The organism is Croceimicrobium hydrocarbonivorans, from assembly GCF_014524565.1.
GTDB lineage: Bacteria > Bacteroidota > Bacteroidia > Flavobacteriales > Schleiferiaceae > Croceimicrobium > Croceimicrobium hydrocarbonivorans.
Window position 1 is genome coordinate 2,759,521 of record NZ_CP060139.1, and the last position, 25,435, is coordinate 2,784,955.

Genomic DNA, 25,435 nt, shown 5'->3' on the forward strand with positions numbered 1-25,435 from the left:
CGCAAGGACGCAGTCCAAAGGCTTTTTGATTTGGTGTTTAGTAAGGAGAATTGAGGGATCAGCGCAGCTAATCCACTTCAAGATATGAGTAGTGAGTGATGAGATTTGAGAGATCGATCTAATTGCAAATTAGATCTAGAGGGGTGCATAAAAAAATACCTAGGCTTCGAGCATAGCGAGAAGCGGGGATTCTTGGTGTAGGTATCCTGTTTGGGATCAGCAAGCGCAGCGCAGCTAATCCACTTTTAGATATGAGTAGTGAGTAGTGAGAATTGAGAGGTCGATCTAATTGCAAATTAGATCTAGAAGATGCAAAAGCCCGCAAGGACGCAGTCCAAAGGCTTTTTGATTTGGTGTTTAGTAAGGAGAATTGAGGGATCAGCGCAGCTAATCCACTTCAAGATATGAGTAGTGAGTGATGAGATTTGAGAGATCGATCTAATTGCAAATTAGATCTAGAGGGGTGCATAAAAAAATACCTAGGCTTCGAGCATAGCGAGAAGCGGGGATTCTTGGTTAAGATATCCTGCTTGGGATCAGCAAGCGCAGCGCAGTTAATCCAATCTAAGATTTAAGTAGTAAGGTGTCGATCTAATTGCAAATTAGATTGACGGAATATTGATGTTCTGTAAATCCAATATGTTGCATTTTATCAATACTCTCGAATAAAATCAATTTCAAAAAGCTGAATTTCAGCCTTTTTCCAGTCTGAAGTGTTTTGTCCTGGGCCTGCTAAACTCGAAAATGCATTTTAGCTTCAAATTAAATGCATGACCTTGCGCCACCTGATTATTTCTGCATTCTTTATTACATTTTTTAGCTCTTGTCAGCAAAGCTTAGAGCCTATAGAATTGCGGGATTGGTATTATGAGAACCAAGCAGATTTTAGTCAAAAGAAAAATTTTAATGGTTTTCAGGTGGAGTTGGTGCACAAACCTATAGAGGTAAAGGCACTCGAATCCATTTCTCGACATCGATTTAACTTAAAGGAGTTTGAAAACAATCTAGCGTCTCTTAAGGATATGCTTTTTCTCGAGCTCAGGTTTTCAGCATCCGGAACAAAGGATTTCTTGGATTTCGGGATAGAATCAGAAGAGGAGTACAATAAGCGCCTACAATATTTTATGGCCTATCCGGCCGAGGACATATTTATAAGAACCGACTCAAGTAAAATTCCTGTGGCATCCTATCACTTTGAAAGAAGTGATAATCTGAAGCCTTATCAATCGGTATTACTAGCATTTGATTTTTCAAATAGTTCCTTGGACGTATATGGTCTAAAAGGGGAACTCCATTTTAATGAAACCGTTTTAGGGACGGGAGGAATTATGTTTCCCCTTCAGCCCCAAAATAAGCTACCCAAATTAAACCTTGACTATGATTCGAAATAAGCGATCGCTCAAGTTCATTTCGCAAGCCTTATTGCTGAGTTTTTTGTTTCAATTGATTAGCCCGACTACGGCTTGGGCGCTTACTGGTGGTCCTAGTCAGCCTGAAGTAGAGAGCTTTCAGGCTATAGGCGTCACGGATCTGGTAGATCCATTTACTGGGGACTTTAGTTACAATATTCCCTTATTGGATGTTGGTGGTTATCCGATCAATTTAAGTTATAGCTCAGGAATTACTATGGATCAAGAGGCTAGTTGGGTTGGCTTGGGATGGAACTTAAACCCTGGGGTAATCAATCGCAGCATGCGCGGGATACCGGATGAGTTTGATGGGGATGAAATAAAAACGGAAATGAGTATGCGTCGCAATGAGACTTATACTTTTCGTGGGAATTTTGGTTCGGAGTTATTTGGTATTGATATGCTTCCTGAAGATTTTGCTGGCATAAGCTTAAATCAAGGTGTTACTCTAAACTATAATACGTTCACAGGAGTGGGAATTGATATTTCTGCAGGCGTGAGTTTGGCTTTGGACTTTGGGAAATCTGGCGGTTCCTATGGTACGGCAAAATTGGGTTTAAACTTTTTGGGTAGTAGTGAGAATGGCGCTGATTTTAGTCCTTCAGTTAACTATTCAAATAAGCTATTTCAGACTAATGTTGGTTTGAGCTTGGGCGCAAGCGTTAATTCTCGCTTAGGCTTTAAAGGGCTGACAAATGGAATTAGCCTAAGTCCCCCATCAATAAATTTTGCACGTGGAAATTCATTTTATATGGTGAATTTCAAACTGGGAGCTGGCGGTTTCACAAGTTTTTTACCAAACACTTATGTCCCACAACTCCAATTACCCTATACATCTGGCAACTACGGAGCAACCTTCAAGTTTGGTGGAACTTTGTTTGGATTAGATGGCACTTTTGATATCGGAGGAACCTATAGTTATCAAGATTTGATGACTAATCAAAAGAACTCACCTTCTTATGGCTATACAAAAATGGAAGGTGCACTTAATGTTGATAATGCAACCATGGACTTTAATAGAGAAAGAGATGGAGCATTTGATAAGTACACTACGAATCTACCCGTGACAAACTTGACTTATGATTTATACCATCTAACTGGCCAAGGCTTATCTGGTATGTTCCGATCCTACCGTTCAGATGTGGGGTACGTAAAAGATCCGACGGTAAAGAATACCAATGGTAGTGGGCAGCTTGGTTTAGAGTTTGGGGTAACAAATTTGACTCATGATGGTGCTGGATTAAATGTTGGTGTTGTGAATTCTGAAAGTGGTATGTGGGAGGATCATAATGATGCAAAAAGTATGAAGTATGAAGCTCAATCCACAAATGATATAGAGGAAAGGTATTATTTCGCGATGGTGGGCCATCGAGCCGCAGATTTAAAAGAGTCAGGCTCAAGCGTTGACGATTGGTATAAGGATCAGGTACATGGGGCGGCTGCCATGCGTGTAGATTTAACTGGTTCTGATTATGACGTAAAAGCTTCTCAAAATTTCGCCTATGCTAATTTTAGTACCCATAGTTTTAGTTCAATTAATCGTGACCATCGCGTAAAACGAACCCAACATATTAGCAGTTTTACGATAGATGAAATGAAGGATTATACCTCAGCTGGAGGCTATTTTGCTGGGGAAGATGATGTGGATAATTTGGGCTCGTCTATTGCTAAAGGACATCATATTGGACAGTTTGCCGTAACTAAAACCGATGGCTCTCGCTACGTTTATGGCATTCCGGTCTATAATTATTTCAGTAAGGATGTAAGCTTTAATGTAAGTGGACGCCCTTACAATTGCCAAACGGGTCTGGTTTCTTATCAAGGCAAAGATGCTTCCGCAGAGAATGAAAGAGGACAGGATCGCTTTTTTCAGGCTATTACAACACCAGCTTATGCACATTCCTATTTATTGAGTGAAGTACTTTCGTCTGACTATTCTGATTTTGATAATACCCCCGGGCCATCTTCTGGCGATTTGGGAACCTATTACAAGTTTGAATACAACACCGTTGATGATTATAAATGGCGCGTGCCTTATGGTAATTTGAAGGCCAATTTTGATCCTGGGATGCGGACTAAAGCCTATGATGATCGCGGACATTATTCCTATGGAGAAAAAGAGATCAAGTATCTCTCGAAAATTGAAAGCAAAACACATGTGGCAATTTTTCATACCGATGCCAGTCGTTCAGATAGTAAAGGAGTTCAAGGTGAAGAAGGTGGTGCAGGAGATTCTCCCGCTTCTATGCATCGTTTGACGAAAATCAGTTTATACACCCTAGCCGATTATGAGGCTAATGGTGCTTCTGCAACCCCGATTAAAGAAGTGCATTTCGAATATGATTACAGTCTATGCCAGGGCGTTGATAATAATACTAATACTACAGGGAAATTGACCTTGAAAAAGGTCTATTTCACCTATGGGAACTCTTTTAAGGGTAAGGCTAATCCTTATTATTTTACCTATGCGGATTTGGATCACAATGGATTGGATGATGATGGAGCTAATCCAGATTATGACATTAAAGCTTATGATCGTTGGGGAAATTACAGCCCTAATAATATAGGGGGTTGTGAAGCTTCTGATGGCCCTGTAAGGGCGGATGTGCCATATACCGATCAAAATCGCTCCAATACGGATATTTACACCGCAGCCTGGTCCTTAACTGATATTCAATTGCCCAGTGGAGGAATTATCCAGGTGGACTATGAGGCAGATGATTACCAATACGTACAGGATAAAAAAGCTCAGCAAATGGTAGAAGTTTTAGGGAGTGGGACCAATACTACCTTTAATCCCGGTTTAGCTTCTAATTATCTCTATGTGAATAAAACCCCTCATCAATATTTCTATATCAGCACCGCGGCATTGGATGGTGATGATGATGTAGATAGTTTGAAGACGAAGTATTTCAGTGGAATAGATAAAGATCCTGTTCATTTTAAGTTTCTCATTCAAATACCTAATCGCACTAGTATGCAGGTGTTTGGAAATCAAAGTGAATATGAGCAAGAGTATATTTCGGGCTATTTAAGAGTGGAAGAAGTAGGTTTTGTTCCAGGCTATGGTAATGATTATGCCTATATTAAGGTGGAGCCAGTGAAAACGGGGGATCCTCTTAATACAACAGCTGATGCACATCCGGTATCAGTTACCGCTTGGAATTATACAAGGATGAACAATCCAGATTTAGCATATAGTCTTCGACCGAAAAATGCCTCGGTAAATCCATCAGGATTGAGTGCGAATGGAATTGAAGACGTTTTTTACGAACTGTATGATGCTTTTAAAAGTTTTGCGGAATTTCTTACAGGTGCAAATGGTGGTTTAAGGATAAAGAAGCAAGCCCAGAGATTTGAGATTGGAAGCTCTTGGCTCCGATTGGATGTGCCAAAGTCCGGGAAATTGGGGGGAGGAACAAGGGTTTCTAAAGTGTTAATATCAGATTCTTGGAATGCCATGGCTGGTGGTTTAGATGCTTCCTATGGACAGGAGTTTGAGTATACCTTATCTAATGGTAAGTCCAGTGGGGTAGCGGCTTATGAGCCAATGATTGGTAATGAGGAAAATCCGTTTAGAGCTCCTGTTTTGGCACGTAAAAATGGGAGTGATCGTTTTGATAAGGAGGAGTATCTCTATGTTCCTGGTCGATATCAGGAAGGCCCTTTTGGAGAGTCATTTTTTCCAGCACCAATGGTGGGTTATAGTAGGATGACCATTAAAGATATTATTCCTGAAAACGCAAGACAACATGCTACTGGTAAAGTGGTAAAGGAGTTCTATACTGCAAAGGATTTTCCAGTTCGAGTTAAGCAGACTAGTCTTGAGGTTCAGCATAGGCCTCCATCCTTCTTAAGTAATTTCTTGAAGTTTTCAACTAAAGAGCATATGACTACCGGTCAAGGCTATACCATTGTAAAGAATGATATGCATGGTAAACCAAAGGCGGAATGGGCTTATGCAGAGGGTCAGGTAAAACCTCAGTCAGGTTTGGAGTATTTATATCGAACTAATGGGGGGAAGTTAAATAACGAAGTATCCATGCTACATAAGAATAATTCAATTTCAGAAAACTTTGAAATAGGAGTAGAATATGATTTGGTCAATGACTTTAGACACTTTTACTCGACATCTACTTCTGGTGGTTTGAATTATAATGGAGCATCATTTGTGATTCCTTTTGTTCCTCCTTTTGCTATTTATTTACCTACTATCATTCCTTCTTATAGTCGAATGAAAACGCAATATCGTTCGGTCGTAAGTACAAAAATCGTTAATCAGTTTGGTGTTTTAAATAAAACCTTGGTACATAATGAAGAAGCAACGAGTGAAACTGAGAATTTGGTCTGGGATGCCGAAACAGGCAACGTCATCCTTACTAAGGTAAATGATAAATATGATGCTAATGTTTACAATTTTAGTTTGCCAGCACACCTTCCATACCCTCAAATGGGAGGAGTATATAAAAATCAGGGGTTTCAGTTAAGTAATGTGAGTCTCAGTGCTGAGTACCCATTTATCGTTGAAGGTGATCCTTTTTATGAAATGTTTGGACCTGGAGATGAGGTTTTAATTTACTGTAATTCTCTTGAGAGTATTGATAGGGCCTGGATAATTGAAGGTTCTGATAGTAATGGAGATAAGGGCTATTTTTTAATAGATAAAAACGGGGATCCAATACCTTCCAATGCTGCAATGAATTCAAGTCATTCAATAGCGAATAACTATGAGGATTTAGATAATCAACAAGTTATTATCCATATAGTTTCTTCCGGGAGAGATAATCAATTTACTAATGTTGGTTCAATTGGTTTAAAGGAGAATCCGATTGATGAAACTAACATTTACGATAAAAGTCTGCAAATTGTTGATAGAACTGCAATAATGGAAAATGTAATAAATGCAGATGTTATTACTTACTCTGATCATTGGCAAGGGACGTCAGAAATAATATTGAATGAAGGAGCTCCTAGGTTTAAGGGGTATGAAATAAGTGATGATGTTGCTGTTCAAGCTGCAAATGAGACCTTTCTGAATAGGCTTATAGGTTATTTAGCTACCAGTGGTAAATTAAATACTTCAACCGGTGCTAATCCGATAACAGAAACAACGCTTCTTAATAATTCTTCCATTACCGCAAGTGAACTACAAGACTTTTGTATGAATTTGTGGGGTTGTGGTTCGGGGGGCTTTGCGCCTGCAGGAATTAAAACTCTAAACTCATCTGTATCAGATTATGTTGAGGTCTCAGTTGATTGGAAATTAGTTGAGAATTATTACAGTAAATCCCCTTATACAATAAAAAGTGCGGTCTGTGAAATTAAAATTGAACGTAGTGGCTGCGTAGGCTTATATATGTCGCTGGTGACTAATTTATGTGAGAATGAATTTGATATTACTAATGATGAAATTGATAATATAAAGTCAATCAATACTATTGTTGATGTTGATAATCTTAACTTCAGTTTCAAACAAGATATTGGTGGATTGTTTTACCAGACCAGAGCATATGAGGCCGAGGCAGAGCAATTTAGAACCTGTCAGATTTATGGTGAATTGATTCGGAGCAATTCTTCTTTAAGTCCAACTTGTAATGATGATCGTCATGTTTTTTACAACTATTATCATTATTTGAGTCTCCCTTTGAATAATAATTTCTTTAGAGTGGCAAATGGAGATAATTATGGGAAGTTTGGTTTGGTGCGTCAATTGAGAACACATAAGGTTGATGTGGTAACTACTATGTTGCCCACTGGATTTTATTATAATCCATATGTCAGCAATGCTAGGGGAAATTGGCGTCCCAAATCACAATATGTAGCTTTTGCAAATCGTAGTTCAAATGCCAAGGTTCGTGAGGCCGGCGAATTTAGCTTGAAGCCATTTTGGTATTTTGATTCTCAGTTTGGGTGGGCAGAAAGCCCCGGTATTTCTTGGAAAAAGGCAAGTGAGTCTACTAAATATCTTCCCAATGGAGAAAATGTGGAGTCTAAAGATGCTTTAGGTTTGTGTACTTCAGCGTTAGTAGATGGAGATAACTATGTTGTGGCCAGTGGGCAGAATATGTCTATTGGACAACTTCTAAGCTTAGATTTTGAGCCTGGTACGACCCCTGAACACGATGGTTTGTTCAATAGTATGGTGAATGTTTATTTTGGTTTTAGGGGAGCTTCATCAATTCCTAGCTTTCTTAATACCACTCAGAGCCATACTGGATTTCAATCATTGAGAATAAGTTCAGGTTCATTAACCATAGCAGAAATTTATTATCCAAGATTCTTTTCTAAAGTTCAATTGAATAATCCAATCTATCAGTACGTATATGAACAAAGAGATTCTGAAAAACTTAACACATTTTTCCAAATTGAATCTGAAAATACAGAAAGTGAGACACAGGAATATTTGGTTTCCTTTTGGTTGAAGGCGGAAGATGGTGCTAGTCTTACTGATCAAAGCTTTAATTTACAATTTAACAACGTAGGTGGTACAGGAAGTTTTGTGACAGCCAATAATATCAGGAAAATATCTCCAATGATTAACGGTTGGCAAAAGGTTGAACAGATTTTAGAGGTTCAAGCTGGCTCATCCGTTGATAAGGTAATGATGGTTTTTCAGAAAAGTCATGGCGCGGCAATATACATGGATGATTTACGCATTCATCCGTCAAATGGATTAATGACTTCAAATGTTTATGATAAGGTTTTTGGAAGACTGTCAGCCCAGTTGGATGCAAATAATTATGCAACTTATTATGAGTATGATTTGGAAGGAAATTTAGTAAGGGTGAAAAGGGAAACTGAAAGAGGGATCCAAACAATTCAAGAGAATCGTCAAAATCTCGTGAAGTAATGCGCGGGATTAACGATGTATTAGGTTGCCTAATTCTGGTTCTCTTCATGAATCAAATGGCATTGGCTCAAATTGAAATGGATTTTGACTTAGTGAAAAAGCACTTTATTAGTGGTGAGCAACGCTGTTATCATTTAGAATATGCCGCTTTTGGCCCTTCTGAATCTGCACCTTTAGAAAGAATGAAGGCCTACTATCAAACTGAAAATGACGGTGAACGGGTTTTGTTTCAAGTAGAAGATCAAATTACTCTGCTTTGTTCTGAAGGAGTTCTTCAGATTGATAAAGAGGAAAAAATCATGCTTTATTCCTCGCAGCAGCAGTCAAATCCATTTTTCACACTTTTGGATACTCTAATTCAAAGCTCCATTAATATTAAGAGGAGAAATACCTCTGAGGGAATTCTGATTTTCAACTACTTATTTGCTGATAATAGTACTCTATGTAAGAGTATGGAAATTCAAGTGAATTCGGAAGGACAATTACTTCAAATCGATATTTTTTATCCCAATGCTTCAAATGAGGCCAATGCCTTTCAGAGTTTTCCTCATTTGAGAATTTCTGTTAGAGAAGATCTTTCTTGCTCACGTTATAAATCCAAGGACTTGGTCCTATCTACCTATCTCCAGGTCGCCAAGCAGGGGCCAAAACCAACCCAAGAATTTGCTGATTATGAATTGCTTTCGCTTTAAACTTCCTGAAATGAAACTTCGTGTTATAGCATACCTTTTACTGGCTTTCCTCTTTTGTTACGAGTCTGCTTTAGCTAAAGAGTTAAAATCCAATCAATCATTTGATCATACGGCGATTGATATCGGTGATCCTATGGTTCTTGCAGCTGAAGACTACGGCCTGAGCTCCAATGGAACAGATTGTAAAAATGCTGAAGGTCGGGTAGCTTTAGTTGTGGATAGGGCCTATTCTAATCCAATAAATTTATCGCATAGTCTTGATATTGCAGTGCGGATTCGGGCTTATGGGCAAAATAATACCAGCCCGTATTTTGATGAAAACCGCACTTTGTCGGTTGATCCACGCAATGTTGTTCAGGCCAGTGTGAGTGTCATTGACCTGATAGACTTGCCCGGAGCACATAAAATACAGGTGGATGTTTTAACTGTAAAGTCCAATGGCTCCAATGTTTCTTGTCCGGCAAATGTGAGTTTAGAACTTAGTTTATTCTCGCATCGAATTAATACAAATCCTTCCTTAAGTACTTTGAATTTGCGGCATGAATTACATAATTCCAATGCAAGCCCTAGCTTAATCACAGGTACCGATAAGGATAGCGAATATGCCCTGGCCGATTATATGCTGGTGAAATGGGATGCGATTGATTTTGTGGAAGGCTATGAATTGGAGTGGACTTATGTAGATAATTACACCGCAACAGCCAATGTCTTTTCCGCTGCTTCAAGCTTAAACTTTGGAGTGGAGGATATGCGTTTTAACGCCAGTCGAATTTTTGTAGATGGCAATGAATTTCGCATTCCACTTTTATATGATAAAGGCTTTTTAGTGTATCGACTAAGGGCCCTTTACAAAGTTGATTGTACGGCAGATTATTTAAGAAGTACAAATTGGACCTCTTCTTCCTGTGTGAGCACTTTGGATTGCTTTTCGCCCAACTATCAACAATTGGCCGGTCATGAACGAAACTTAAACTGGCAGGCTAGTCGATTGTTTGCTGAAGGGACTAAAAGCAAAGAAATGGTAGCCTATTTTGATGGTACTCAGCGAGGTCGGCAGACTATTTCATACGCAAATGATGCGTTTAAGTCTATTGTGTCGGAACAGTATTATGATTATGCAGGTCGTCCTGCGATTCGAACATTACCGGTTCCAGGAGAGGCAAAGATAAATTTTCATGAAAACTTTAATCAAGTTTCTAGTTCAAACTTTGGTCCTTTAAATTTTGATATTGATGGGGTTTCATGTGGAGTCGCAGTTGACGCTATGGATATTAGCTCTGGATCATCCCGTTTTTATTCATCTAATAGCCCTAATCAAAATGGGGCTAGTGAATTCATTCCTGACGCCAATGGTTATCCTTTTGCACAGGTTGAATTTGAACCAGATAATACGGGGAGAATTCGACGACAAGGAGGGGTTGGAGCAGATTATCAGCTAGGTTCAGGTCATGAGACAAAATATTATTATGGTACACCCGATCAAGAAGAGTTGGATCGACTTTTTGGCACCGAGGTCGGTTATGCCCGATACTATAAAAAAGTTGTAATGGTGGACCCAAATGGTCAGGCCACAGTAAGTTATTTTGATCAAACTGGGAAGTTAATTGCCACTGCTTTAACCGGAAATGTTCCAGCCAATTTACAAGCCTTAGGTGGTGGAGTGACTCCACTAACTAGTTTAGATATGTTGGCTAAAGACGCAGCGGGTGATGCCGATGATGAGCAGGATCGGAATTTTAGCATGATCGATAGTTTAGGCTTGGAAGCTAATTACCATTTAATCTATCCGTCCAGAGATGATTTTAGTAGTGCTTACAGTGTGAGTATCCCCATTTTTACAGATGCCTGCTTTGATGAAGGAGTAGCCTACGCGCCAGTGGTTCAGGTGAATACCAATATTTATGATGATCGCTGTCAACTTGAATTGGATTCGAAAGAAGGTCAAGCAGGTGATGTAAATACCAGTGCTACTACCCCATCAACTTTAAGTTTAAACAGCGCGGCCTTATCTGATTTGGATGCTGGATCTTATAAAGTTGCTAAAACCCTAAGGATTGATGAGGATGCTATGGAGCAATATGCTGAATCCTATTTGGAAGATGCGAATTGCTTGACTCCTTTCTCAACCTTCCTTACACGTGAGATGAATGAAATGGACTTTAATCCTTGCGATGAATTATTGGACAATAGTGAATTAAGTTCCTATGAGGCCTATGATGAATGCGCGTCCATGCTCGGGTCTCCGGCAAATTACTCTAGTCAGGCTGAATACGATGCTTTGTTAGAGGAGTGTATGGACCCTTATACCGTTCCGCAAATCTTCGACCAAATCTACTTCACCATGTTGCAGGATGTCTCTCCTGGTGGTCAATATGGTTCATTTGATGTAGATGCTAATGGTGATTATTATAGCGAAGATCCTTTATCCGTTTTCAATGATAATAGCAATGCTGATTATCCTAACCTCTTGCCAGTTTATGTGGTTGGTTCAAGTATAACTTATCCCGGTAGTGGTTTGACTATTTCTGAAATTATTGAAGATTGGGATCCACAATATGCGATCGATTTATTGCCTTATCATCCCGAGTATAAGTATTGGAACCAGTATTACTTAGATTATCGGGATCAGTCGGTGACGTACAAAGGCCTAAACACTCAGGAGTATGAGTATTTATTGGGGCAGGTTCGTTCATATACAGATTTGGGAGCCTTAAATGATTATTACAAAGTGATATTGGCTTCTAGTGGTACTTTCCAGCCTGTTACTGGTTATAGCAGCACTAATTTCCCTATCTTAAATGAGGATCCCTATTTCCAGCAATCTTCTCCATCTGCGGCGGTCCAGGCGCAAAAGACTGCATTATTAAGTAGATTACAAGATGTTGATGGGAACGGAACAAGTTTGTATGATTTTGCGGCATTTGCAGCTCATTGTTCCAATTGGCATGGTACTAATGCTTGTACAGGAGTTCCGTCTTACGGTACAACCATGGACGCAAAACTTCAAGAAAAGGAATGGCGATTTCTGTGGTCTACTTATTATAGTTTAAAACAAGAAGTAATTTATGCCTGGGCTAACGGGGAGGCCTTAAACATTGGAGGGCCGGGAAATGGTTATTGCAATACCGCCATCGGAGAGCAAGGTTTTTCCGGACCTTCTTATCTTATTAATAGATATGTAAGTATCGGTTCGGTTCCTTCTGCTATGAATTCGTATTCAGGGGTTTTAACGGAAGCTTATCGTCAAACTATTTGCGGAATTCATGCCGATATTTATGAGCAAAAGCAAAAGCGATTTTCTTTTTATGATCCTTATTTGTTGGGTTCCAGTTCATCTGGCCCCGCCCAAGCGGATGTAGAGCAGGAACTCTATGAGCGCACTAATATTTGTCCTCATGCCCATTATTTGAAAGGCTTTATTCGTGATGTTTTTGTGAATCACGATCCTTATCCAGCCTCCGCTTATGCCTTATTATATGTGGACGGTTTTTCAAAGACGCTTTATGATTTAATTGCTCCTAGCGGTTCATATCAAGCCTATACCTGGGATGCCAGTATAGATGCTACATCCAAAAAGTTAACAGTTGACCTTAATTATTCAAGCCCAATAAATGATTTTCTGAAAATTGACTTCGATCCGAACAGTAGCTTTGATTGGACTACTACTATGCAGTTTAGGGAAGTTCGTTCCCTGGTGCCCGACCCAAGCTTAAATACAGGTTCTCGTTATGGCTTTGCCATGGAGGTGGAGATAGATTATAATGGTGTTACGGTAATCGAAGTTTTAACCGGTACTGTGGCCAATTTAGACATTCAGACTTGTGCTAATGTAATCACAAATCAATCTCATGGAAATGTCCAGGGAAGTGCCTATACCAACCTTTTTAACTTATTGTTGCTGAATGGTGATTTTGATGGAACGAGTATTAATCTCTTAAATTCCACCTACGCGGATGCTTTTAATAGTTCACTTCGTCCTATTCTTGAAAATTCGGTTGGTCAAAGCTTTACAGGTTTTACCTGGTCACAATCCAGTACCACGGAGTACTATATAAATACGAATAATAGTAATGTGGCTTTTCGGATACTATTCTGTAATAGCCCCAGCTTTAATTTTAGCGCAACTGATTATCATTTTGCTGATTTAAAGCAGATTGATCCTGCAAGTAGTCCAAGCTGCAGTAATTTAAGTCAGAGTCCCAATTTTGAAGTTACCGTGAACACGGTGAGCTATTCAGGGAGTACTCCTATTGAAACTCCCACAACCTTGTATGGCTATTTAGATGCTTATGATCCTGCACCTGTTAGTGGTGCAGCCCCTTATTATTTGGCTAGTATTGATTTAGGCTATACTGGAAGACCATTAGAGTCTGATCCGGGTTTTAAGGAGAATTGTGAGGCTTTCAGTACCGCTCGCTCTGCTTTGCAGTCTTATTTAAATGTGGCCTTAGGTTTGGCTTACTCAGGAATAGCATATTATCCGGATATCTATACTGGGACGCATCAAACGGATGTTTTAGCTCCAATTTTATCTCAACAAATTGGGGAACCTGTTTTCAGAACAGGGTGGCAGCCTTATGGAATTGGCGTGGCTTATTATACGGCTTTCCAAAATCCGGATAATCATTCCGAGTATTTGGGCTTTTTCTATAATGGACATGGCTTGGTGGAAGAGCCTATAATGAATTACGATTCTGAAACCGGAGAGTATAGTCCCGATTTAACTAAGCTTAGTTGGAATGCAGTGGGCTTATATGACTGCCAGGTTCGAATGAATTTTGTAGATCAAATTTCGGCTTATGAATTTGATGATGTTATAGAGTTCACCAATTTACAAGGGGTGCCCGGAACTTTTGTAGATGGATTAACTAATCAGTTTACAGTTTGGGCCTTACTAAGTAGTGGAGAATATGTAGAAGTTCAAGGGGAATCTTGCTTTATGATTTCGGAATGTGAGAGTTGCACTAAACAAGCTCCCCGAGTTCCAACTAATTGTTGGGCAGATTTTAGTGATTACCAAAACGAGGTGGAAACACCTTTGGGTTTGGATGCCATTAATGAAGCCGAGTTCTGTTCTTGGGGTATTACCTGTTTAGATGAGTATATCACTTACTTATCCCGCATGAATATTAGTAGTGTCAATTCACCCTACTACGTGTCTTTGATTGATTTCTGTAATCAGAATATGGGCTATTATCTGGGTACTTATTTTGCTTACATGCCCATTATTTTGGGAAATGGTACTGCTCAAAATTTTTCCACCTATTTACCCGGAACATATACCGGCCAATTTGCATTGATTGGTCATTTTGCGGATAATGGAATCAGTTTAAGCTGTGTTCAGAATTATGATATTTATTTAAGTTCCGCCACCTACCCACAAGATATCATTAGTTATTGCTCAAATTACACGGCGGACGTTCCTTGTCCGAATTTGGATTTTCGCCCCTTCCCTGGTTTAGAGATTAATGAAAATGAGTGTGACAGTAATTTAATCCGGATTGCTACCCATAATGCATTAATAGCCTATCAATCCTATTTGGATTCGGTTAAAGCGGTTTTTAAAATTCGCTATCGAACCCATATACTGGAAAATGCTGTAGAGACCTTTGATCGTACCTGCAATGGAACCAGTGATGAGCATTTTATGCTCTACTATTATGATCAGGCTGGGAATTTGACCAAAACAATTCCGCCAAATGCGGTGGCTACCCTAAGCTCTGGTTCATTAGTTTCAGTTAAAGCCAGTCGAAATTCAAACGGAGCTACGGTAGAACCTTCACACAATCAAAATTTAGCTACAGTTTATACTTACAATAGTTTAAACCAACTGGTATTACAGAGTACCCCTGATGGTGGATTAAGTCAATTTTGGTATGATGATTTAGGGCGAATAATTTTTTCTCAGAATGCCCAGCAAGCGGTCGATGATCTTTACAGTTATTCAATCTATGATAATTTAGGAAGGGTAACTGAAGTGGGGCAATTTGAATATTCAGGAGCAACTGCCAATCTCTTAATGTTTGCTCGTCAAGGGAATTGGCCCCGTAATATCAGTTCAACTCTTGATTTAGAAGAAGTGACTCATACATTTTATGATGTTAATCCATTTTCTTCCGGTATTAATGCAGTTGAAACCTATTATCAAAATTTTGAATCTGATTTTGCCTTAAGGAATTTGCAGAATCGAGTAGCTGTTTCAGCAACATATGCTTTTTTACTAAATGGTGCGGTTGCTGATGAATCCTTTGATCATGCCACTTTTTATAGTTATGACGTTCATGGAAATGTGAAAACAATTATTCACGACTATCAAAAGGAGTTTGGTCTTTCAAGTGTGGAGAATTTACGATTTAAGCGATTGGACTACTCATATGATTTGATTACGAGTAATGTTAATGACGTTATTTATCAACCTTACCAGCAAGAACTTTTATACCATCGTTTTTTATATGATGCAGATAATAGAATTCAAGAGGTTTATACTTCTCATGATGGGAAAACCTGGGATCTGGATGCGGATTATTTATACATGGATCACGGACTTTTATCTCGTTTAGAGCTTGGTCAAGCTAAAGTACAAGGGGAAGATTTTGCCTACACCTTACAAGGTTGGTTGAAAGCGGTTAATTCAAGTCTATTAAACAAGGGTAATGATTTAGGGGCAGATGGGGTTGCGAACCATGTAGCTCGCGATGCTTTTTGTTTTAGTTTGCATTATAATTCAAATGATTATTCCGCTATTTCTGGAACGGGAGCACCTTTTTTAGCTAATATTAATTCGATTGGAGCGTCTAATTTGTATAATGGAGATATTATGGCTATGGTCACTTCATTTTGGGATAATGTGGAAGAACCGGTGAAGGCTCATGCCAACCGCTACACTTATGATCAGCTCAATCGCCTGGTAAGTTCTTATACTTTTAAAGATCGCAATACAGGAACTGATCAGGTTGTGGCTAATAATAGCTTTGCCACCGCTACGGAAAATGGTGATTATCGAACAACTTATTCTTATGATGCCAATGGAAATGTTTTAAGCCTAAACCGAAAAGGTGTTTACTCAGGTTCCGGAACTCAGGGCATGGATAATTTAAGCTATAATTATTATGAGAACTCCAATAAATTGGCCTGGGTGGATGATTTAGCGCCCAGTGGAAACTACAATACTGATCTAGAAGATCAATCAGAAGGGAACTATGGTTATGATGCAGTAGGGAATTTGATTCGAGATGTTTCGGAGGAAATTGATGAAGTTCAATGGACCTTAAGTGGTAAGGTTTCGAAGATCAAAAGAATTGGTACAAGCGTTAAACCTGATTTGGAATATCGATACAATGCCATGGGACAACGTGTTGTGAAAATTGAGAAGCCGAAAACGGGGGCTAATAGCTATACTTTTTATGTCAGAGGAGTTAGGGGTAATGTCATGGCCACTTACACAAAAACTGGAACTAATCCTACTTTCCTTCATGATTATGTGTTATATGGCGCAGGTCGTTTGGGAGTTGTTGAAGATCAAATGGAAATAGGTCAAGAGCTCATTACTTCTAATTGTCAGCCTAGTCAAAGTGCAGGTGCTCTAAATCCATACGATCGGGCACGCTATTGGCATCCTTGCTTTGTGTCTGGATCGAATTCTTATAATGAGGCTTTATTGGATGTAGCTAGTGGTGGTGCTGATGAAGTGGTTATGCTAAAGGCATTAGAAGGTGATTTGATAATTGAGGCTCAAGTCGGAACTTTCACCGATATGAGGGATGGTAGTTCCAAAGTGATTTATACGCTCAAACCCATGGAGTCGATTATTATTGAGTATTCAGATTTGGTTGTACTTACTACTACTGCATCTTATGAAATGGTGGCTTTAAGTTCCTATGTGGATCATGAGTTTGTGGGGGTAAAACAGGTTCTAGGGTCTTTGACCGATGGCTGGGACACGGATCAGAAACAATATGAATTAAAAAATCATTTAGGGAATGTGCTGGCGACTGTGGCCGATTATAAATATTGGAAATCGTATTCAACGTCAACTTCAGTCATAGATGAAGATTTTACGCAGGCTGGGGATTTTAGTAATTATTCACCTATCGGGGACCCTGAATTAGTGTCGGATGATGAGAACGGACTATATACTGTAAATGGACAAGGGGCTGAAGATGGCATTAGTAGGGAGTTTGCGGTAGCCAATGATAATTGTGGATATGTGCTTTGCGTGACTGTTACATATGAGGAATTGAGAGGAGAGCTAACTCTAAGAGTTTTAGAAGGTGGTTCTGAAGCAACAGGAATGACGATAGAAGAACCTGGAGAGTACTGTTTTGATTTGTCGGAGTCGGGGGCTGGAAGCTATACCTTTGAATTATTTAGTAGTGAAGCGGATATTTTTAGTCTATCTCAAGTTACTTTAGAAAAGACTTGTCAAACTAAGGAGTTAGTGGCAGATGTGCTAACGGCACAAGATTATTATTCGTTTGGATTGACTATGCCTGATAGAAAATATAGTGGAAGTGAGAGCTATCCATATGGCTTTAATGGACTAGAAAAACATGAAGAAATAGGACAAGTGGATATGACTTATAATACTGAATATAGGCTGTATAATTCGAGTCTTGCTAGATGGCTTTCAGTTGATCAACTTGAAACTTATTATAGTTATCAAAGTCCATATGTTGGACTGGATAATAGGCCAATATCTATCACTGACCCATCTGGTCTTGGAGGGGAGGTTGATGATCAGTGCAGAGCTCAGGCTACGGTCTATTTTTATGATAATGGAGTTGGTCAAGGTAACTTTCAGGCAGCAATGTTGGGTGCGGTGCTTGATATTATTGCAGGGCTAGAATCAAATGGTATCTCGTCAAGTGAGGTTCAATTTAGAATTTTGCCAGCAGGAACAACAGAATCAGAAATTCAAGATTTATTGGGGCAAAGTGAGTTTAATAATGTGGTTCGAATTACTCCTAATACAAACAATCCTAACTTTGATGTTTCCTTTGTGAACGATGCTCGCAATGACATGACACTGTATTATTCGGATGCAAATACAGCAGGCGTACCTTTTCATGAATTTGGCCATTATTTTGGCCTGGAAGATCGATATGCTGAAGTTGGAGAATTCGTAATGGGGAGAATGACTGCCGCTGGCAGGATTACGATTCCGTTAAGTGGAGGCGATCTTGGTGATGCAGATCCGGACTATGTTTTCAATAATAATGCCTATAGTTTAGGAACTTATACTCTAACGCCATATCAGATTGATATTATGGAAGATATTAGTAAGGTTGAAAATAAATGGAATCATGGTAGACTTTATTTGTTAAGCAGGGTATCCATTAATCGTGCGAGTTCAATATCTATATTTGAAGATGAAGGCAGGATTACTTCTGTTATGATGAATGATAACAGAGGTGGGCAGTCAATGCTAACGCAGCACGTAATTAGAACTGGGCCAAATGGGACTAACGAATGGGAAGGATCAGATGGTAATAGATTAAAAGGCGGGGCTCCTGCAGTTCCTCCTTCTGTAATCAATAGAAATAATAGAAATGTTAGATGGTTTCGATGAGGATTTATGTGGTAATTTTAATTTTTTGCTCGGCCTGCAATTTGGAGGCACAAACATTATTGGATTTTTATAATGGTGAGTCAAAGGAAATTTACTTTATGTCAATTCAGGAAGCACAGTCATCAACTAGAAAGGATACTGTGCGGTTTTTACATGTGGCCAATTGTCGAGATGACGTTAATCTAGACTCCAATTCATTGTGCCTATATAGGGGGCTAAGTCATATTGTATATGATGAAAGTTGTCCTTCATTGTACCTGAATTTAGATTGTTTAGATAATTTGGAATTCTGTGTTTTTCAAGGCTATTATGATATGCTGCCCACTTTTATTAGTGGAGGTAATAAAATGCTGAAATCTCTTGCATTAGAAGTAAGCGATGAAGTAGATGTTTCAGGGTTATCTGGCTTGACTAATTTAGAGTACTTATTTATTGGTATTCGTAATGACAGGCAGAGTAAAGAATTGTGTCAAATTGAATATGACTCATTGGTGTATTTTTATCTCCGATATGAAAATATAACAGATTTTTCAGTTTTAAACCGTTTTCTTCGGAGGAATCCTTATATCAAGAGTTTTGGTCTAGATGCAGGAAGGGCTGTTGATATACGACAGCTCGAGTTAGGGCATAAAGTGGTTGAAAGGTTGGATATTAATATTGGACTATTTAATACGGATAATATCAGAGTTTTAGAATCTATGACTAGTTTAAAGGTTCTTGATATTGTAATATCTGATATTCATGGATATGATTCTTTACCCTTCGAAAAATTGCGTCATTTGGAAGTTTTAAATATTTATATAGAAAACACTAACCTTTCAGATGAGAAGATTATTGGTTTTAAGGGAAAACTGAATGAAATATTTAAAGGTCACACAAGAATAGCATTGTATCATTAAGAACTTTTCAATTAATTCCGACTTGAAAGTTTGGCAATTTGAATGTGATCAGTTAGTGTGGGCGTTGATAACCATTTGCTTGAAGACTATCCCAATTTGTGTTGATGTTAAGCTTTAATTTCTTGATTTTATGTCATCTCTGCATGGGAAGAATTATGGATGTTAGTTTGTAGTATTATGGTATGATGTTTTTTAAAAAAATATTTCCTTTATGTGTTTGCCTCACCTTTGGTCTTCTTAAGGCACAAAGTACTATTTATGTTAACTATGCTGCGTCTGGTACAAATAATGGGGGGTCATGGTCTAATGCCTTTACAAGTCTTCAAGATGCTTTGAGCCTTGCTTCAAATGGAGATGAAATCTGGGTTGCCAAAGGTACCTATGTTCCAAGTTTGGATACTATGGGAATTGCTAGAATAAGAGCAGAATTCAGCACTTTTAGATTAAAGCAAGGTGTACATATATATGGGGGATTCCTTGGGAATGAAACTCAAAAAAGCCAAAGGAATTGGATAAAGAATGAAACAATTTTATCTGGTGAGATGGGGGACCCATTAAATGATTCTGATAATGTGGCCCATGTGGTCTCCTTATATGGTGACTTTACAACGTATGCAAAATTAGATGGGTTTGTTCTAGAGAAAGGTTTCGGTAGACAGGCTTCTCCTTTCCCATTTGGAAATGATACTTATTGGAAAAACGGTTGCCTCATTCATTGTTCAGGAGGTGCCAAGGCTATTTTTCAAAATTTAATTTTGAGAGTTTCGACTATTGGATTCTCGCTAATTTACCTTGAAGGTGACCGTTCTTCAACCAGCGCTGGCCTAAATGATTATTATTTAGTGAATTTAAAGGTGGAGAAGGGCATGACAGTTTATCCATATGGGTGGGTGATAAACTGTGAAACAGCAAATATGAAAATGATTAACTCGTTGATATACACTCATTTGCCTGGGGCTCTGAATTCTGCAATATCTAGCAATTATCAAAATGGAGGTTCGTATTGGGAGTTGTATAACAACACATTGGTTGGAGATACTGCTTGGCGAAATATGGAAAGAGCTTTGGTGTTACAAAACGTAGATTCAGCAAAACATTTTAATAATCTTTGTACAGGTAAGGTAACCTATCCAAGTAGTCACATGGGGAGGAATAATCAGTATTTTCATAGCTCTCCTTTTAATTGGGATACAGTCAATGTGTCAGCTTATGGCTATGCGTCCATGCCGTACGATGTTTATGACACCTTAGACTTCCGCCCTCGCCCAGAAACCTATGGCAGGGATAGAGGAGATACCATTTGGTTACCTATTGATGTTTTGGATTTAGATGAAGATGGGGATACCACAGAAAGGATAGATTTTGATATTGATATGAATCCTCGGGTTTCCGGCTCCCAGGTTGATATAGGTGCTTATGAGTACTTCGAAGGTTTTGTAGATACCAATGCTCAAGAGATTTGCGTGGGGGATTCGCTTTTTTGGCAGGGGTCTTGGCGCCGTGGTGATACAGTTTTTGATGTTTCATTTAGCAAAGGCAGTTTAGGAGATAGTGTTCTACGCTTGCAGTTGCAACATGATTCCATCAATTTAAGTATTAGTCCTTCTCCCTGGGGAGATTATTTCACTTCTAATGAAGCGGATAGTGGCAGTACTTATCAATGGATTGATTGCTTCTTTAAGGATACCATTCCAGGTGCTACCAGCAGAACATTTCATCCAAGTCAAAATGGTCAATATCAGGTGATCATTACCAATAGTTTAGGTTGCGTGGATACTTCAGAGTGCGTGAACTTACCTAATATAGGTCTAAGTGAAAGCAAACAGGAATTCAAGGCATACCCCAATCCTACTGAGAATGAGGTGGAAATATGGGCTCCTGGTTTAGTGCAGAATAAACCTTTCCCGTTTACACTATATTCAACCGGAGGCCAATTAATTCAAAAAGGAGCCATTCAGGCTCCCCATAACCTGAAGCTCAACCTAAGTCACCTTGAAAGAGGACTTTACTTATTGTATATAGAAGGGGCTGAGCCTATTCGAATAATCCTGCAATAATTGCAATTAGAGGTATATTGGTTGGGCTATTCCCTGTTCAAAGAGATGGTTGCGGCGATCCTCCAGATAAGTTAGTTTAAACCTGGGATTTCTCATTTTCATTGCCAACCAGTCTGCATAATTGAATAAAGTGAAGCCCAAAGCTTTCGGTTTAAAGAAAATTGGTTTGTTCAAGCTTAGTTGCTCGAATTGATAGCCTGTTTTCTTTAAAGCTTTTAAAGCTTCAAAATAATCCCATAGTTGCAACTGAATCATTTTTTCCTCAAGCTTGTTTCTATTAATAAACTTTCGGCTTGCTTCGATATCACGATCGGCATGGTCAAATAATTGACTTTCGATGAATGCGGTTATTCGTAGCATTCGCAAATGTAGGTTCAAAGAATTTTCAGGCTTATCTAAATGATAAATGCGATCAATGTCTTTTAAACAGGCATGAGCATTGTGCTCATTTAGAGCCACACAAGCGCGATAATAGAGCCATTTGCAATGATCGAAGGTGCTCAGGCTATCCGATTGTAAAAGCTCCGGTAGCTGAAGATTCAAGATGGCATTGCGTTTAGCCTCCAGGTCTTGATGATGGTATAGAAAGAATAGTAGTTCTAAAGAGCGATGATAGCTGTAGTTTTCAAGCTTCATCCTTCGAACACATTTTTGCAAAAAGAATTCAGCAGACCAGCTGTTACCAGTACTAAAAAGGAGCCGGGCCATTTCGTAAAACAATTCCATAGGCCCTGAGATCAGGTAATTGCTCAAAGCTATGGGAGCCGCATCTTGAAGTTTATTTAATACAGCTATCGAACCTCCGGGATCTCCTTCAAATTCTAATTTCTCTTTTAAGAAATACAAGCGGATAAATTCCAGGGTTTTGGAAGGAGCTTTTTGACTACTCTCTTCTAATTTAGAATAGGCAGAGCTTAGGAAGATCAACATATTCTCCAGCAATTGTCTTTGTTTTCGAATTCTTAATTCTTGAAATAAGCGAATGGCCCTATTCTTTTGTGCATTCAGGTATTCCAGGTCATCCAAGGTCTTGAAGTACTTGGTAAATTTCTGACTGTCTTTATGTAAAGCAGTGATGGAAATCATGCTGCGTTGAGCGCGAATGGCCATCTCAAAGTCCTCTGCCTCGGTAGCAATTTGGACAATTCTACTTAGGTGCTGTTCAGAACGCTGGTATACTCCATGTTGCATTAAGACTCGGGCCTTGATCAATCGCTTTTCCAAGAGCATGGGATGTGAAGCATCATCGAAACCAGAATAGGTGTTCTGTTCATGCAGTAGCAAATCCAAAATTTGATTTTCCAGCAATTCACCCAACTTGCGTTGGCTATCGTTTTTTGCTTTGCAAATGGAGTTGTCTTCCTTTAACTCAACAAATAGCGCCAGCAATTTGCTGGGTTTGTTCGAGCCTTCATTTCGGACTTCAAGTTCTTGTTGTAAAAAATTTAGCTGTTTTTCATTAAGATTTTTTACCAGCCGCAATAATTGCGTGAGCTGATTTTGGTGCATGGCGAAGCAGTGTTAAGTTCCTGTTAATCAAAAAGTTTCCCTATTTATCTACATTGTCCTAATCAGGTTTTAAGGCGAAAGTGATTTTTGTAATGCACTATTATGTAGAAAATGAGCAAAGCGAATCTAAAAAAAATTCCCGCATATACCTTACAAGAGTTATTGGTTGTTTTAGTAATTATTGGCATTCTCATCCTTTTGGCATTACCGAGTTTGATGCCTTTAATCTCAAAAACCAAATCCCTGGAGGCCCAAATGCAGTTGAAGCATCTCTATACCCTTCAGCGTAGCCATTTTATGCTGCACTCAAAATATTCCTTCGAGCTGGATGATATCGGTTTTGAGCATGAGAAGACTATTAATCAAGGAGGTAACGCCAATTATCAAATTGAAATTGTTGAAGCCAGTCCATCCGGCTTTTTAGCCAGGGCAACGGCTCTGGCCGATTTTGATGGTGATGGAAATATTAATGTTTGGGAAATTGATGAAGAACAAAGCCTGCGGGAGGTTTTAAAGGACTAAGCACAATGGAAGTTATTGTATTGATACTTTCTTGTATGGTCCTGCTCTGGGTTTTGTTTGAGGATATTCGATTTCGTGCCGTGCATTGGCCTCTTTTTCCTCTTGGCTTCGGATTAATTCTACTTTATCGAATCCTAGGTGCTTCCTATCCAGATATAATTTATTCGACCCTTTACAATCTCTTCTTTCTATTACTGAATATGAGTGTTTTGTATTTGGTTTTTCGATGGAAAGGATACGGGGTCAAAGAGATCTTAAACAGTTTTATCGGGCTTGGTGACCTTCTTTTCTTTTTGGGACTCTGCCTTGCTTTGCCCTTTCCTTTATTCCCGGCTTTTTTCATTTTAAGCCTAATTCTTTCCCTCCTCTTCGGAATCATCTGGTTTAAAAAACAAAGTATCCCCCTGGCGGGCTTACAAGCTCTTTTCTTAATGGCGGTTTTGGTTTATGAGTATAGTGCGGGGCTGGATCTAAATTCTATGATTTTATGGCTGGTGTAGCAAGTAAAGATTTTTTTGAACTTAGTGTAGGAGCTCAACAATTTTTAAGTCCGGAGCAGGCCTTTCACTATCAGATAATCCCTAAAATAATTGCCAAGGAACAATTGAGCTTTTATGTAGATGAGCTTCACTACAGCAGGGGTTTGGTGGATGAATTGGAATTGGTTTTTGGAACTGCAGTAGAATTGGAGCCTTCAGATTCCCGAAAGATTCAACATAGCCTTACCCGCTATTACAGAAGGCATAAAGGACAGGCCTCAAAGGCTCTTAGTTTTGATCAAGAAAGGGAGAAGGATTTTTTAAGAGACCTTATTGGCGAAGCGCATCGTTTGGGTTCCAGTGATATTCACCTGGAGATGTATGAAGATAAGTGCCGGGTGCGTATTCGCATTGATGGTAAATTAATCGAGCGATACGAGATTTCAAAAGAGGATTATCCGGCAATTGTCAATCGAATTAAAATTCAGGCTCATTTGGATATTGCCGAAAAACGATTGCCCCAAGATGGCCGTATTGAATTTAGAGAAGGCCAGTTGAAGTTTGATATTCGGGTATCCGTACTTCCTACTTTATACGGTGAGAAGGTGGTAATGCGGCTCTTAAGTCGAGATGCCATGCAAATAGATCTCCAAGCAATCGGCATGTCTCATGATGACTTAGCGCTCTATGAAGATGCCATTCGAAAACCGCATGGAGTGGTATTGATTAGTGGTCCTACAGGTTCAGGGAAAACTACGACCCTTTATGCAACCTTAAAGCAGTTGAATGAAGAAACTCGGAATATTCTAACCATTGAAGATCCGATCGAATATACTCTGAAGGGTATTAACCAAGTTCAGTTGAAGGAAAGTATCGGACTTGATTTCGCAACTGCCATGCGCACCTTTTTACGTCAGGATCCCGATGTAATTATGTTGGGTGAGATTCGCGATAGAGATACCGCTCAAATGGCGATCAGGGCTTCCTTAACAGGTCACCTGGTTTTTTCTACTATCCACACCAATTCTGCATGGGGCACCATTTCTCGATTGATAGATATGGGGGTGCCTCCCTTTCTAATTGCCAACACCTTAAATCTGAGTGTGGCGCAAAGACTGGTGAGAAAGCTTTGTCCTGAATGTAAACAAGAGGAGGTAATCGATCCGAAACAATGGCCCTCTTCAGTTCCTCAACCGGATGATTTGAAAACAGTTATGGCCCCAAGAGGCTGCGAATCCTGTTACTTCACTGGCTACTCGGGCAGACAGGCGATCTATGAAATGATAAAAATGGACAGTGATTTGGCAGAGTCTATTGAAAAAGACAGATCAGAAATTGATGAGCAATTAAAGGAACGAGGCTTTAGTTCTTTGGGAGCACGTTCATTGGACTTATTAAGGAGAGGTGAAACCTCCTTGGAGGAAATCTACTCACTATTAATGCAATAGAT

10 protein-coding genes are annotated in these 25,435 nt (G+C 39.2%); 9 read left to right on the forward strand and 1 reads right to left on the reverse strand.

Annotation, left to right across the window (positions count from 1 at the left end):
- Nucleotides 1-770 precede the first annotated feature (770 nt).
- The 6 genes from H4K34_RS12590 (at nt 771) to H4K34_RS12615 (ending at nt 21,475) form a co-directional block, all read left to right on the forward strand.
- Entirely contained in the window at nt 771-1,391 is a 621-nt protein-coding gene (locus H4K34_RS12590; protein WP_210757738.1) for a hypothetical protein, read from the forward strand.
- Nucleotides 1,378-8,259 carry a hypothetical protein gene (locus H4K34_RS12595; RefSeq protein ID WP_210757739.1) on the forward strand — a complete coding sequence of 2,294 codons (6,882 nt, stop codon included), beginning with the start codon at nt 1,378-1,380 and terminating at the stop codon, nt 8,257-8,259. The genes H4K34_RS12590 and H4K34_RS12595 overlap by 14 nt, the downstream gene beginning before the upstream one ends.
- The gene (locus tag H4K34_RS12600; protein WP_210757740.1) at nt 8,259-8,951 is read left to right on the forward strand and encodes a hypothetical protein; all 693 of its coding nucleotides are present in this window, start codon (nt 8,259-8,261) and stop codon (nt 8,949-8,951) included. Before H4K34_RS12595 ends, H4K34_RS12600 begins: the two co-directional genes overlap by 1 nt.
- Before the next feature lie 10 nt (nt 8,952-8,961).
- Nucleotides 8,962-18,519, forward strand: coding sequence for an RHS repeat-associated core domain-containing protein (locus tag H4K34_RS12605; protein ID WP_210757741.1), 9,558 nt, complete (start codon nt 8,962-8,964; stop codon nt 18,517-18,519).
- Between the two features lie 98 nt (nt 18,520-18,617).
- A complete protein-coding gene (locus H4K34_RS12610) occupies nt 18,618-19,418 on the forward strand; it encodes a hypothetical protein (protein ID WP_210757742.1) in 801 nt (266 codons plus the stop codon).
- A gap of 182 nt (nt 19,419-19,600) precedes the next feature.
- Entirely contained in the window at nt 19,601-21,475 is a 1,875-nt protein-coding gene (locus tag H4K34_RS12615) for a T9SS type A sorting domain-containing protein (protein ID WP_210757743.1), read from the forward strand.
- A gap of 6 nt (nt 21,476-21,481) precedes the next feature.
- Here the strand turns inward: H4K34_RS12615 and H4K34_RS12620 are convergent, their stop codons facing one another.
- Nucleotides 21,482-22,864 (reverse strand): hypothetical protein, encoded by a 1,383-nt coding sequence (locus H4K34_RS12620; RefSeq protein ID WP_210757744.1) that lies wholly within the window; start codon nt 22,862-22,864, stop codon nt 21,482-21,484.
- Nucleotides 22,865-23,095: 231 nt separating this feature from the next.
- Between H4K34_RS12620 and H4K34_RS12625 the strand changes: the two genes are divergently transcribed.
- From H4K34_RS12625 to H4K34_RS12635, 3 genes are read left to right on the forward strand one after another with little or no spacing between them, the layout of a single operon-like run.
- On the forward strand, nt 23,096-23,506 hold the full coding sequence (locus H4K34_RS12625; RefSeq protein WP_210757745.1) for a prepilin-type N-terminal cleavage/methylation domain-containing protein: 411 nt from the start codon (nt 23,096-23,098) through the stop codon (nt 23,504-23,506).
- Between the two features lie 5 nt (nt 23,507-23,511).
- A complete protein-coding gene (locus tag H4K34_RS12630) occupies nt 23,512-24,006 on the forward strand; it encodes a hypothetical protein (RefSeq protein WP_210757746.1) in 495 nt (164 codons plus the stop codon).
- Nucleotides 23,994-25,433 (forward strand): GspE/PulE family protein, encoded by a 1,440-nt coding sequence (locus tag H4K34_RS12635; RefSeq protein ID WP_210757747.1) that lies wholly within the window; start codon nt 23,994-23,996, stop codon nt 25,431-25,433. The genes H4K34_RS12630 and H4K34_RS12635 overlap by 13 nt, the downstream gene beginning before the upstream one ends.
- The last annotated feature ends 2 nt before the right edge of the window (nt 25,434-25,435 follow it).

What these genes read in the sequence shown, in the direction of transcription:
- H4K34_RS12595 (WP_210757739.1), top strand. Translation starts at nt 1,378, where the DNA reads ATGATTCGAAATAAGCGATCGCTCAAGTTCATTTCGCAAGCCTTATTG.
- H4K34_RS12630 (WP_210757746.1), top strand. Translation starts at nt 23,512, where the DNA reads ATGGAAGTTATTGTATTGATACTTTCTTGTATGGTCCTGCTCTGGGTT.
- H4K34_RS12590 (WP_210757738.1), top strand. Translation starts at nt 771, where the DNA reads ATGACCTTGCGCCACCTGATTATTTCTGCATTCTTTATTACATTTTTT.
- H4K34_RS12625 (WP_210757745.1), top strand. Translation starts at nt 23,096, where the DNA reads ATGAGCAAAGCGAATCTAAAAAAAATTCCCGCATATACCTTACAAGAG.
- H4K34_RS12615 (WP_210757743.1), top strand. Translation starts at nt 19,601, where the DNA reads ATGATGTTTTTTAAAAAAATATTTCCTTTATGTGTTTGCCTCACCTTT.
- H4K34_RS12635 (WP_210757747.1), top strand. Translation starts at nt 23,994, where the DNA reads ATGGCTGGTGTAGCAAGTAAAGATTTTTTTGAACTTAGTGTAGGAGCT.
- H4K34_RS12605 (WP_210757741.1), top strand. Translation starts at nt 8,962, where the DNA reads ATGAAACTTCGTGTTATAGCATACCTTTTACTGGCTTTCCTCTTTTGT.
- H4K34_RS12610 (WP_210757742.1), top strand. Translation starts at nt 18,618, where the DNA reads ATGTCAATTCAGGAAGCACAGTCATCAACTAGAAAGGATACTGTGCGG.
- H4K34_RS12600 (WP_210757740.1), top strand. Translation starts at nt 8,259, where the DNA reads ATGCGCGGGATTAACGATGTATTAGGTTGCCTAATTCTGGTTCTCTTC.